Below are 12,042 nucleotides of genomic sequence, written 5' to 3' on the forward strand. Positions count from 1 at the left end.
GCCCTCAGCCAAATGCAATCGCCGAATCAGCGCCCAATCTTCCACTGTGATCACCCATCCAATCGTTCAGACTAGGTGGCTCAACTTTCAACCGTCACAATGGCTCACTTTTCGACCGTCACCGACAAACGCATTAAATTGGGCGACTGAACCGTCCCGGGTTTGATGCCGCTGTCTTTTTTGAGAAAGATAGTGAGTATGCCCAAGAATTTTCCTTCTGAAGTCCGTGACCGTGCGGTGCGCATGGTGTTGGAGTGAATGCCGGACTACCCAACGGTGAATGCTGCTTGCAAAGTTGTGGCTCCGAAGCTCGGCGTTGGCAGCCTGGCAAGGACGGCCGCCGCGCCGGTGACCTGCTCAACCGGGACTTCACCGCGTCGGCGGCGAACCAGGTCTGGGTGACAGATTTTACCTACGTGCCGGTCTATGCGGGTTTTGTCTACGTGGCCCTGGTCATCGACCTGTATTCACGGGCGATCGTGGGGTGGGAGACCTCCACGATCAAGGACACCGCCCTAGTCGAGCACTGCTTGCGCATGGCGCTATGGCGTCGCCAGTACACCGGCCGGCCCGTCCCCGAAGGCCTCATTCATCACAGCGATGCGGGAAGCCAGTACACGTCCATCCGATACACCGACACCCTGGCGTTGGAAGGCCTGCAACCTTCCATCGGATCCGTGGGCGACGCGTACGATAACGCCGCGGCAGAGACCGTGATGGGGTTGTTCAAGAACGAGGCCGTCGCTAAAGATTCACCCTTCCGGACCGGGGCGTTGAAGACCGAAAGTGACGTCATCGAGATCGTCTTCGAATGGGTGCACTGGTATAACAACGACCGCCTGCACTCCGCTCTGGAGCACTAAACACCAGAGGAATACGAGCAGTCCTACTATGATTTACAAATCGGCTCGTTACCCGACGACGCCGCCCACAAAACGGCGGCATGATTCCCGGGACGGTTCATACAGCACTCGAGCGCCTTAAAGTCCCACAAAGCGATCTGGGTGCGATTTTCGCTGTCACAGGCGACGATCTGCGTGAGCTTGTTACCAAAAGATCCGTCTCACGGAATGGTTGCGCACTGAGGGCGCGAAGCGTGCCCTTGGCAAGTGACCGGGACGATCAAGCGGGATGACAGAAACCAGTATTGGGCAGTTTGACTCGGCTTCCGCCCGAGACCACGAATGATTGCTATCAACAGGCGCCTTGGCAGAACTGAAGCTCCGAGGCGGGAGGGGCCACCGATCAGCGCCAATGTACTGGCGGCTGTTTCGGTGTGAATTCTTGAGCTTCCCTCGCACCGGGTGGTGCGGATCGAACCGGTGTAGCAGGGCTCGACGAGCTTGCCGTGAACAACAACATCCTCGTAGATCTATCCATGGGCCTGCTCCACAAACGTTGGCGCACAGCCCCAGTTGGCAGCGCACCTCGGCGTTGTTGGTGCGTAACCTAGCCACTTCGTAGACACCTGCTCTCCTCTCTTCTGGGACGCCTAGGCACATGAGTTACACATCAACCACCCAGACGTGCGCTACTACCAGAAGCTATGCCAGATATGAAGCACTTGTTTTATCGACGATCCAGTTCACCAGATATATCTATTGCCAGTTCTATACTGCGTTGATTGACCGCGGCAGGAGAGAATTCATCATCAGAAAAGGTAAATTCAGTTGGCCATTTGTATCCGCGACGAAAGGAAGGCAGTCGTCTAATCCTCCACCGCCAGAACCTCCCCAGGACCCAGATAGTGATCAAGGGAGTTACAACGCTGGCTAGTGTGATCCAGGAGCCCCAGAACCCTTGCCCGGCCAACCACCTGAGTGGAATGAGAGGCCATGACTCGCTTGGTTCGCGTGCAGGGACGGAAGCTAGAAGAAGTCCGATTTGCGGCAAGGCAACCACAAGCCCAATTAGAGTTGCTGTCAACGTGATCCACCAAGCCCGGCCCGCTGCGCGTTCGGCGCTACGCGCTGAGTACGACGAAGCCGAGAGGCTCAACGCTGTTTCAATCGTCTTACGGGTTTCTGACGCCCCAAATTCATCCAATACGTTACGGACAATGTCTCGTGCCTCGCCTGATCTCAAGTCACGCTGCCGCAGTTCCGAGAAAAGCCGTGCTGCCGCTCTATACCGTGCCCGCAACCTCCTCTCGCCCGACACAATGCGGGAAACATCTTCTTCTAGGGATTGAAGACGGACATACAAAAGTTGGGAATACTCCAGTACGAGCGCGGTATCCAGTTCCGTGATTCCTTTGGGTGGAGAGCCACTCCATTGGAGGTATATTGCTGAGCCAAGACGAGCGAATAGTGAATGGTTACGGCTAAGCGAGAGATCCGCTGGGGGTGTTACGTGTTTAGCTAGCTCACTATCGTGGGAACTTCTGATTGTAAGCCGAATAAGATCTTCTTGATGTGTTTGTTGCCAATCTTCCGGGCCACAACAAGGGTTAGGTCCTACTATTGCGACGGGATATGAACTCCAGTACTTATAGGATCTCTTGATTATCTTCAACACCGCGAAAAGGTGCAGGTGCAGAAGGTCCTGCATCGAAACTGGCTCTGAATGTTCAATAAATCCAAGACGCTGGCCGGCATCAACGAGACCCTCAGAGAAGTCTGCCGTCGACTCCCACAAGGTTCCACGAATGAGTGGCACCGACACCTCTGAACGCACGAAGATAGGCTCTGGCCCCCACATCATTGCCAGAACCTGACGCACATCCAGCGACGTTTCAGCGCTCAACACCAAATCGATCTGGGCCACTCCAGTCTCGTGCAGCAGCAGTCTCGGCTCAAACACAACATGATGCCTCTCATCTGACCCTGGAAGAACGAAATCGTGGTAGCTCTCCCTCAACATGAGGCGCACGAAACCATCGTTATCTCGATCGGGTCCGCTGAACAGATTCGCATCAATCCGGCGTGTCGCTGCTGACACAACTTGACGGCCCAAATAGATATTCTCTGCCTCAGCGATCGACTGCAATGGGTCGGCATCATCAGAAACAGACCCCACTTCAGTCATCGAAATCTGTGGTCCAGCATCCCGTGAAGTATCGGGCTTCTCCTGCTCATGCTGTTCGGTACCCCCACGAGAGATTTGGATCTTGGGGAGAACATGTCGAATGGTGAACAGAGGGTGAAAGAGGAACAGCTTCGCGAAGCTGGTGAAGGAATTGTTTTCTGCCAACTCCTTCACGCGTGGCGCCGCCTTTGTGGACAGCCACTTGGCTCTGAGATAAGGAATCCCAAAGCGTGGATACCGCCGCGAGAATGCAAACGCATCTTTCCATGAGTCTGACTCTGAAGCGTCTTCCATCATCGCGATGCTAGAACGCATCTTTTTAATTAGACGTGCCTGTTTCCGATGCCGGTAGGAGACACGAACCGCCGTTTCAGATGGCCAGGCGGCCGAAACTGCGAGATCGGAATTTAATAGGGCACGGACCCAACGGTTAAGATCCGACTCACCTCGCAGGGACGCCGTGAGTATGTGGTGCACAGAGGCAGAATTGAAAGACGGCGAATGAGCGCCCAAGCTGGCCCGGACGATTCGGTCACGCATCCATGGCCACGCATGTTTCATGCCTCGGTATCCAGATCTTGTGTTGCGTAAATCATTTCGGTCGATGCCTTTCCGAGTTTTATCCAATAACGCCTAGTGGGTATTCGGTGGTATTCAAAGGGAATGCGACCTAAGTTCACACTTTCGGTCTGCAACCCAAGCAATTGTTGATGAGCGGATGTGCCCCTAGGCTTGATTCTTCAGTCGTATATTTTGGCTTCATTTCACACAAAGCATCCTACCCGCTGACCTGTCCATGTAGCTCCCTCCAACGCGTCTGTCGGCCAGCAGGTCGACTATCTGACAAAAAGTTATCTGACGGACGCATTTGTCGCTGCTGGTCAACGACCGACGTGGAAGATTTGGCGGCTCAGTTGGCAGATGGGTTTTGGTCGCGGTCCTCAGGACATATGGGTTGCTTTCTTGCGACTGGAAGCATGAATCGTACGGCCGGTGTGAGACAGCGGTGATGGTAATAGGCCATCAGCCCGGTACCGCCCCAATGTGAGACTGGCCTATTTACTGGTAGTCCTCGAATGTTAGCTGCAACTCTAAACTGACCAGAGACGGCAATTTGGATTGACGCTCGAATCGATCCGCCCCAGGCTGATGACCAGTACCAGCTGAGTTAACCAGCCCTTAACTATGCCTTTGTACGAGCCTGGTCCCATAGTCCCATCGCCGTTCTGTCTGTCCGACTGGTAAGGACTAGCGGTTTCAGTGGCTCTTGCGCCGTCATGACAATAAACGCGCATATCCTCCGTTGAACAGACGCTAGCTGCAACTTGAGAATTGTCTGACGGGTGGCGGGTCCTGGCACCCGAAATTATTCACTTTTTAAACGTTTGGAGCGAGATGCTCAGCGCTTTCGTATTCAGGAACCTTCTAAGAATCTTCTGTAGGTGGAGAAATCTTCCCAGTAGTTCTCCCTATCGATGTTTGCGAGTGAATACATGAACCGTTCTGAGCCTCGAAGAGCCAGCTCCAATTGTTCTTCTTCGACGAGCTCAAGCAGCAGTAAGATTTTCAGTACCCAACGTCCGGAGGCGGCCATCACGTAATATTGGCTGACTTCAGTGTCGCCGAAGGCATCATGGGTCTTCAATCCATGGCTTTGGACATTTCTGAGGACTTTCATATCCTGGATCCATTCCGATTGGGAAGGTCCCAACAGACCAGGAGCGACTCTCTCCACAGGTGGCAGTAACCCAGAGATTCGAGCAGCGTATGATGGCTCTTCAATATGCCCGAGAGCTTCGTCATATGCTTTTTTTGCGGCAGATTCATTGACGACACCACTCAATACCCCCACAGCTGCCCTACTGGCTTCCCGTCGTGCTCGGTCCAAAAGTGTCTTTGATACTTTTTGCTGGAATCGCTTGGCGTCTGGATTTAAACGGCGGTGCAGTCCCTCCAATGCCGTAGCAAGCATTTGTGCGTCAGACTGTAGCGGAGCGCCACCCTGAACGGCCATGAACGGCACGGGGCCAAGGATTTGCGCCATCGATAGCCATTTACTGACAACTGCCAATGTCAATTTGTCCAGCTGAAGAAGTGGTTGTGTCAATGTTGCGGTGGGAGCGCTAGTCGACTTGAGCTGGCACCATCCCACGTTCTTGATGCGAATCTCTATCGAGCAAGCAGATGTCTTCACTTCTGTCCAGAGTTGGAAGAGTGTGGTCACGATCGATGGGAACCGTTGAATAAGTTCGTTTGCGGAACTCGATTGCGTCGGTTCCCAGACTAGTCCCGGCAGATTTCCATTCGACCAAGCGCTTAGGTATCCGTGCTCCGTGACAATGCTCTCCTGGTTGGTCCACCCCGCCCAGCGTATGGGCACGGCGATTCGTATGGCCTCTGCGGGGCTAGCGAATCCATCGATATGTGCATCCCATAGGACGTAGTTCGCTTGGTAGACCTGCGGAGGCCAGCCGAGGTTGAGGCCCAGCTCAACTGTCATGCGGGCGTCAAGAATGGTGAATGGCCGGTTGTCCTCAACTCCCCAAAGTACACGCGGTTGAAAATCAGCAACGACACCGAGCCGATTCCCCATGTCCATTGATACGACGGTGTCGCCTTGCCTGTTTATTTTCACTTGCTGCGGTTCTTCTACCCACTTTTCTGGGCGCAGAACGTAGTGATCATCTTTTTCATCCAATAGTGCAGGTGTAGTTGGCTCTTGACCTGGCACTCCCAGCAATACGTGTCTTTGTTCATCCATTCTCATCGGGGCTTTCAGTGTCAGAAACGGGTAGTGTCTTGACCACTGTAACCCCGGACATGGGCTGTTCTGCTCGCACGAGTCGGCAGTTTCATGGCCGCAACAGTGTGATTCGTTTAGCTGGTGATAGCTAGGATAGCGATGATTACTGTGCCGATAATTAGAGTGGACCACCCGGATGCCTCCCAACTCATGGCTTTGGACTGCAAGGCGTAATTTTGGAGTGCCTTGGTTTCAGCCCGTGTACTTGGGGTAAGGACGATTGCCAGGTTGTTTGAACGGGCGTAAGCAATCGGCTTCCACCAATGTATTTTTTGCTGCCTACGGTACTCAAGGATTTGAGAGCGTATTTCTTCTTGATCGTGGAAGAATCCCTTTTGCCTGATGTGCCAGGCCCAGAGATGGAAAACGCCGGACAAAACTAGTACTACTGGCGCCAGCATTGCGTAGATGCTATCCATGTATATTCCTGCTCCAGCTGTGCTTTGTTGGTGAGTTCCGGAGAGACACGGTGTCAAGCAAAGCCGGGGCAGACCCGAACTAGATTCGGATTGTCTTGCCGCGCTTACCGCAGCGGATTAGTCCGAGCTGAGTCACCTTGACTCCGACGAAAGTGTGGCGGCAGTGAGGGCACGTGAGTGTGGGAGCCGACGGCATTTTGGTGCTCCTTGGTTGTTGCCGTCTCGATTGAGGCGGCTAATCGAGAGCCTACGGGAGGCCACTGACATTCTTGTTCCTCTGCCCGCTAGCTAGCTGCGAAAGTATCAGATTGATATTGGCAAGGATTGTGTGTCGGGCTCCTGCCCAGTAGTAAGGAACTTTGATGGGCACATAGGCCGGATCTTGGTGACCGACGTGCACGAGACGTTGTCAGTGTTGGCCGGAGACATGGACGCTGGTCTTGAGGAATGGATCCGTGAGAATAGTGGCTTGCGTGTTTGGTTGGCACGCGGGCGGTTCGCGTTTATGAGCCCGTTACTGCTGTAGATTGCACGGGCAACTCGGGACGAATCGAGAGTAGAATGAGAACACTAGCTGTAGTGGCTTTTTGGCTTTGCTTGAGGCCATGCACCAGTCAGGCGGGAGTTCCCACCACGTCATACAAAACTCATACTTTTGAACACACAATGTCGGCTATTTAGTATCCTGCATTGTTGCAATCACGCCATGCAGTAACAAGCTAGAGCGGCCTATTGGCAGGTTTGTATCGATCCCTGATCAGCAAGCGGGGGTCATCGGTTCGAATCTTACAAGGGGAGTCTGCACGAATAATCGAGGTTGTCGGGACCCTCTGACTGGCTCTCGTCTGACGGACATAAGGGGTCCACGGTAGCCCTGGATCGTGGACGAACCGGCAACTCGACCAATCCCGGTGTTTCACCCATTCGTTGAGGCGCCATACCCGGACCCGTCATGGCCCCCGCATCATCTCCTCCAGCAACTCGAGACCGCGCCTCCGCCCTGGCACGTGTTCCGCGGCCAGCAGCCCGTCCCGGACCCGGTCCAGGGCACAGCCCAGCCCAGACTGCCCAGCCATGTTCGCCAGGACAGAAAGTGCCACGGCGGCAGGGGCAGTCCTGGCAACATCCAGTGCCGTGCGCAGCGGAATAGTCAGGCGCAGCCCGGCCAATTCAACGACGTCCGACTCTTCCAGCAGCACTTGCCCCAGCGTGCAGCCGCTGAGGAGCGGCAGCTGGGCGCTCTTGCCTCCCGGTGGCAGAAGTAGGGCGATGGGGCGGGGCGGGGGAGCGCAGCCGTACACCCATGCTGCCGAAAGCTGCGCCACCGCTGCCCTGCGCAGCAGGTTGGCCGGAATGTGCTGCGCCAGGGCCGCCGCGCGCAAAGAAGCAGATTCGGGCACATCCACGGGACGGAAGGCCTCGCCGTACACCTGCGCGAGCACGCCGTCGAGCTTCATTGCATGCAACTCCGGCAGGGAAAATTGCGCACCTGGAACCAGCAGGGTGGGCGGATCCGCGGCGCCACCAGGGGCACCGCGGGCGGCGGGCGTGGTCATGCACCCAGACTGCACCCTTGCCCGGGGACGCAAAAGGCCCCCGTGCCGGATTGTGGACAACCCGGCCGGGGGCCTAGTGGACTTGACTGCGGCGACTAGGAGAAGTCGGCTGCGGCCTTCTGGATCTGCTCGAGCCACAGCTCGCGGGCTGCCAGGGCTTCCTCAGCCTTGGTGACCTTGCGGGCGTCGCCGGCCTTCTGGGCCTTCTCGAGGTCTTCCTTCAGGCCTGCGATGGTGGCTTCCAGCTGGCTCAGGGCGCTGCTGGTGCGTGCCTTGGCCTCGGGGTCGCTGCGGCGCCAGTTGTCCTCGTCGGCGGCGCGGACAGCGTCCTCAACCTTGCGCAGGCCGGCCTCGATGCGCTGCATGTCGTTGCGCGGAACCTTGCCGGCTTCCTCCCAGCGGTCGCGGATGTTCTGCAGCGCCTTCTTCGTGGCGTTGAGGTCCTTGATGGGCAGCAGGGCCTCGGCCTCGGCAACGAGTGCCTCCTTGACCACCAGGTTCGCGCCAAATTCCTCATCGAGGGCGTTGTTGGCGGACTGGCGGGCGGCGAAGAACTTGTCCTGGGCGCCGCGGAAGCGGGCCCAGAGCGCGTCGTCGTCCTTGCGGCTGGCGCGCGGGGACGCCTTCCACTGGTCCATGAGGCGGCGGTACTCGCCGGCTGCCCAGCCCCACTCGGTGGAGGTGGCCAGTTCCTCGGCGGCCTCAATCAGGGCCTCCTTGGCGGACTTTGCGGCGGAGTTGTTGTTGTCCAGCTGCGAGAAGTACGCGCGGCGGTGGCGGTCAAACACGGTGCGGGCGCTGCGGAAGCGCTTCCACAGGCCTTCCTCCGTGGCGCGGCCTAGGCGCATGCCCGACTTCTGTGCCAGCTTCCAGGCCTCGAACAACTCGTTCATGCGCGCGCTGCTGACCTTCCACTGAACCGTGGTGGGGTCGGCTGCGGAAATTGCCTCGGCCTCGGCAACGATGGCCTCACGCGCGGCAAGTTCGACGGCGCGGGCGGCGTCGTGTGCGGAACGCTCGGCTGCGGTCAGTGCCTTGATGCCCTCTTCGAGGGCGACCAGGCGGGCCAGGGCGGCGTTGATGTCGCCCACGGAGTTGCGCTCGGCCAGCTGCTCGCGCAGGTGCGTCACGGTCTTGTTCATGTCCGTGGTCGGGGCCTTTGCCTCGACGCGGGCCTCCAGGAGTGCCACCTGGGCCACGATGTCCTCGAACTTGCGGGCAAAGTAGGCCAGGGCCTCGTCCTTGCTGGCGCCGGGGTACTGGCCCACGGGGAATTCCTCGCCGTCCAGCAGCAGGAAGACGTGTCCGTCCTCCTCGGCGCGGCCGAACTTCGCGGCCTCGACCAGGTTCACCGCTGCCGCTGCCGGGGCGGGAGCCGGGGCTGCCGCGGACGGGGCGGGGGCAGCGGGGCCCTTGGGGCGTGCCGCAAAAGCTGCGGGGGACGGGGCCCCCGGGGCAGCCGCGGGTGCGGGGGCAGGGACGGGGGCTTCGGCCGGAGCTTCGGCAGCCGCCGTCGTTCCTTCCTCGGCGGGGGCTTCCGCCTGTGCCGGGGCGTCTTCGGCTGCTGCGGGGCTTTCCACTACGGGTGAGCCTTCCTGTGCAGGCAGTTCCGCTTCAATGGCAGGGGCAAGTGTTTCGTCGGATTCTTGACTGTGTGTCACCGCTAAAAGTCTTTCGCGTCGATGGAGGCTGGCATTTGGTGCTGGTGGACCTGGCCAGGGTCGCGGGAAGCTGGTTCCCGGGCGCAGATTTCCGCGCCGGGATGGCCGGTCAAATTCAGTTGAGCTTGAACGAGTCTATCGTCACCTTGGTGGTGGGCGCACCGTCGGTGGCCCCGCCCTCGATGCCGCCGGCGGCAATTGCCGTCACTGCGTCCAGGCCGCTGGTGACCTTTCCGACGATCGTGTAGCCGCCGGTGTCCTGCGGCAGCTTGGTGTCCTCATAGGTGATGAAGAACTGCGTGCCGTTCGAGTAAGTGGAGTTGCCGCGTGCCACGGCGATGGTGCCGGCCGGGTAGAGACCATCGGCCGGGGTGTTTTCCACCGGGCCCCACTGGTACGTGGGATCGCCCGCGCCGTCGCCCTTGAGCGAGCCGCACTGAATCAGGCCGAAGTCGGGGGAGTTGGTCAGGCGGTGGCAGGTCTTGCCGTCCATGAAGCCGGTGTCGGCCAGCGACTTGAACACGGCCGCAGCCTGGGGCGCCTTGGTGCCGTCAAGCTCCACGCCGAGGGCGTTTCCGTTGAGGGTCAGGGTGCCCGTGAAGGTCTTGCCTGCGGCGGTGTCCGCCTTGGGCACCGTGGGGCTGTTGGTCTGGGCCGGGGCGGAAGCGGTGGGCGCAGCGGTGGCGGTCGCCTCGGCGGAGGCGGAGGCCGTGGCCTCGGGAGAATCGCCGGCGGCCGTGGTGTCCTTGGGCGCGAAGGCCGTCAAGGCCAGCACGATGGCCACTGCCAGGGCCACGCCCATGGCGATGAAGGCAATGAGGTTGTCGCGCTTGCGCCGCTGGATCTGCTCCTGGTGCATGGCCTGGTTGGCTTCCATGCGTGCGACGCGAGCCTTCGCCTCGCGGCTGGACTTGTTGTTGACCAACGGTGCCTCTCCTTCGAATCGAGCGGTGTTTTGCCCCGGCGCAACTTCGCGCCACGGGGTGGGTTGGGGGTTGGGCCGCCAATCCTTATAAAATGGCAGCCGGTGCTAGCTTACCCATGGAACCCGCGCAGATTCGCGAGCGTGACAGGGCGATCCGCGCACCATTACGAACACCCGCCCGCCGCAGCCGTGGACAACGCCAGGCTGCGGCGAATGTTAGGAGAGCATCACCCATGGCACGCAACGCCTCCTTGTCAGGTTTTCCCGAGTGGCTTCCCGAGGAGCGGCTGGTGGAGCAGCATGTCCTGGACACCCTGCGCCGCACCTTTGAACTGCACGGGTTCAGCTCCATCGAGACCCGCGCCGTGGAAACCGTGGGCCAGCTCCTGCGCAAGGGCGAGATTGACAAGGAGGTCTACGGACTCTCCCGCCTGCAGGACGACGACGGCAATGCGGCCGCCGCTGCCAAGGACGACCCCAACGCCCTGGCCCTCCACTTCGACCTGACGGTGCCCTTTGCCCGCTACGTGGTGGAGAACGCCGGCTACCTCTCCTTCCCGTTCCGCCGCTACCAGATCCAGAAGGTGTGGCGCGGCGAGCGTCCCCAGGAGGGTCGCGCCCGCGAGTTCACCCAGGCCGACATCGACGTGGTGGCCGACGGCGTGCTGCCGTTCCGCTACGACGTGGAACTTGCGCTGGTGATTGCCGAGGCACTCTCCGCACTGCCCATCCCCGCCTTCAAGCTGCGCATCAACAACCGCAAGCTTGCCGAGGGTTTCTACCGCGGCATCGGCCTGACGGACACAGCCGGTGTGCTTCGCAGCATCGACAAGCTGGAAAAGATTGGTGCCGAGAAGGTTGCGGAACTGCTCAGGACCGAGCTCGGCGCCACCGACGAGCAGGCAGCCAAGGCCCTGGCCCTGGCTTCCATCCGCACCGAGGACACCTCCTTTGTTGAGCAGGTGCGCGCCCTGGGCGTCAACGACGAGCTCATGGAAGAAGGCCTGAACGAACTCGAACAGGTCATTGCCGCCGCCGTGAAGAGCGCACCCGGTTCCGTGGTGGCCGACCTCTCCATTGCCCGCGGCCTGGATTACTACACGGGCACCGTCTATGAGACCGTCCTGGTGGGCCACGAACAGCTGGGCTCCATCTGCTCCGGCGGCCGCTACGACGCCCTGGCCTCCAAGGGCAACCGCAAGTTCCCCGGCGTCGGCCTCTCCATCGGCGTCACCCGCCTCGTGGCACGCATCCTCAGCCAGGAATTCGCCAAGGCCTCCCGCAGCGTCCCCACCGCCGTGCTTGTCACGCTGACCGACGAGGATTCCTGGTCCGACGCGCAGGACGTTGCCGCGGCGCTGCGTGCCCGTGGCATCGCCACCGAGGTCGCCGCCAAGGCAGACAAGTTCGGCAAGCAGATCAAGTACGCGGACAAGCGCGGCATCCCCTACGTCTGGTTCACCGACGACGACGGCGCCCACCAGGTCAAGGACATCCGCTCCGGCGAGCAGCTCGCGGCAGACCCCGCAGCCTGGATGCCCCCGGCCGAGGACCTGGCCCCGCAAATCGTCCTCGCGTAGCCGAGCCGGAATTCGGTGGTCGAGCCTGTCGAGACCCGTGTGCAGGGTCTCGACAGGCTCGACCACCGGGA

8 protein-coding genes are annotated in these 12,042 nt (G+C 59.6%); 2 read left to right on the forward strand and 6 right to left on the reverse strand.

Going from position 1 to position 12,042, the window contains the following annotated elements:
• Nucleotides 1-254 precede the first annotated feature (254 nt).
• Nucleotides 255-863 carry an IS3 family transposase gene (locus tag PCK14_RS17695; RefSeq protein WP_269939840.1) on the forward strand — a complete coding sequence of 203 codons (609 nt, stop codon included), beginning with the start codon at nt 255-257 and terminating at the stop codon, nt 861-863.
• Nucleotides 864-1,569: 706 nt separating this feature from the next.
• On the opposite strand, the gene PCK14_RS17700 is transcribed toward PCK14_RS17695, so the two are convergent.
• From PCK14_RS17700 to PCK14_RS17725, 6 genes are all read right to left on the reverse strand, one after another.
• Nucleotides 1,570-3,342 carry a hypothetical protein gene (locus tag PCK14_RS17700; RefSeq protein ID WP_269939841.1) on the reverse strand — a complete coding sequence of 591 codons (1,773 nt, stop codon included), beginning with the start codon at nt 3,340-3,342 and terminating at the stop codon, nt 1,570-1,572.
• A gap of 1,099 nt (nt 3,343-4,441) precedes the next feature.
• Nucleotides 4,442-5,725, reverse strand: a complete 1,284-nt coding sequence (locus tag PCK14_RS17705) for a HEPN domain-containing protein (RefSeq protein ID WP_269939842.1) — start codon at nt 5,723-5,725, stop codon at nt 4,442-4,444.
• Nucleotides 5,726-5,904: 179 nt separating this feature from the next.
• Nucleotides 5,905-6,249, reverse strand: a complete 345-nt coding sequence (locus PCK14_RS17710) for a hypothetical protein (protein ID WP_269939843.1) — start codon at nt 6,247-6,249, stop codon at nt 5,905-5,907.
• A 950-nt stretch (nt 6,250-7,199) separates the two neighbouring features.
• The gene (locus PCK14_RS17715) at nt 7,200-7,805 is read right to left on the reverse strand and encodes a hypothetical protein (protein ID WP_269939844.1); all 606 of its coding nucleotides are present in this window, start codon (nt 7,803-7,805) and stop codon (nt 7,200-7,202) included.
• A 95-nt stretch (nt 7,806-7,900) separates the two neighbouring features.
• Entirely contained in the window at nt 7,901-9,466 is a 1,566-nt protein-coding gene (locus PCK14_RS17720; RefSeq protein WP_269939845.1) for a DUF349 domain-containing protein, read from the reverse strand.
• Between the two features lie 115 nt (nt 9,467-9,581).
• Entirely contained in the window at nt 9,582-10,343 is a 762-nt protein-coding gene (locus tag PCK14_RS17725) for a peptidylprolyl isomerase (RefSeq protein ID WP_269939847.1), read from the reverse strand.
• A 281-nt stretch (nt 10,344-10,624) separates the two neighbouring features.
• Between PCK14_RS17725 and hisS the strand changes: the two genes are divergently transcribed.
• Complete coding sequence (hisS, locus tag PCK14_RS17730) at nt 10,625-11,971, forward strand: histidine--tRNA ligase (protein WP_269939846.1); 1,347 nt, start codon at nt 10,625-10,627, stop codon at nt 11,969-11,971.
• Nucleotides 11,972-12,042 lie beyond the last annotated feature (71 nt).

Source organism: Arthrobacter sp. HY1533 (assembly GCF_027568515.1).
Classification (GTDB): domain Bacteria; phylum Actinomycetota; class Actinomycetes; order Actinomycetales; family Micrococcaceae; genus Specibacter.

Bases quoted from the DNA above. Each gene is read 5' to 3' on its own strand.
- PCK14_RS17700 (WP_269939841.1), bottom strand. From the start codon at position 3,342: ATGCGTTCTAGCATCGCGATGATGGAAGACGCTTCAGAGTCAGACTCA.
- PCK14_RS17725 (WP_269939847.1), bottom strand. From the start codon at position 10,343: ATGGAAGCCAACCAGGCCATGCACCAGGAGCAGATCCAGCGGCGCAAG.
- hisS (WP_269939846.1), top strand. From the start codon at position 10,625: ATGGCACGCAACGCCTCCTTGTCAGGTTTTCCCGAGTGGCTTCCCGAG.
- PCK14_RS17710 (WP_269939843.1), bottom strand. From the start codon at position 6,249: ATGGATAGCATCTACGCAATGCTGGCGCCAGTAGTACTAGTTTTGTCC.
- PCK14_RS17715 (WP_269939844.1), bottom strand. From the start codon at position 7,805: ATGACCACGCCCGCCGCCCGCGGTGCCCCTGGTGGCGCCGCGGATCCG.